1 protein-coding gene is annotated in these 374 nt (G+C 42.5%); it reads right to left on the bottom strand.

The genetic code is table 11. From position 1 onward, the window contains the following. Positions 1-374 (bottom strand): RNA-guided endonuclease InsQ/TnpB family protein (locus H5985_RS09295; protein ID WP_205051024.1); only part of this gene is annotated, 374 nt, incomplete at both ends.

Below are 374 nucleotides of genomic sequence, written 5' to 3'. Positions count from 1 at the left end.
TTATTGATAAAGTCCTGACGAATGTTGCCTATACGTTGATAGAGTTTGGCGATTTCCTGTTGGGCTTTTTTCCAATTACTGCTGAATTTTTCCTTTCTCGATAATGCCCTTTGCAATTGCGCCAATTTCTTTAAGTGTTTTTTCAATGCATTGCACGGGGCAATCTGTGTTCCATCCGAGAGCGTGCAAAACCACACCACGCCCATATCTATTCCTACCTCATCGCCTTCATGCTTGGGGATGTCTTTTTCATACTCCGTTTGTATGGAGACATACCAACCGTCGGCTTTTCGAACGACGGTGATATTTTTTGCTTTCCCTTCGATATATTGACTTCGTCTGTACTTCACAAAACCGATACCGGGCAAATAGAT

This window comes from Parasutterella secunda, from assembly GCF_016901835.1.
Classification (GTDB): domain Bacteria; phylum Pseudomonadota; class Gammaproteobacteria; order Burkholderiales; family Burkholderiaceae_F; genus Aphodousia; species Aphodousia faecavium.
Note: the sequence above shows the minus strand (reverse complement) of the source record. Positions and strands in the feature narration are given on the sequence as shown.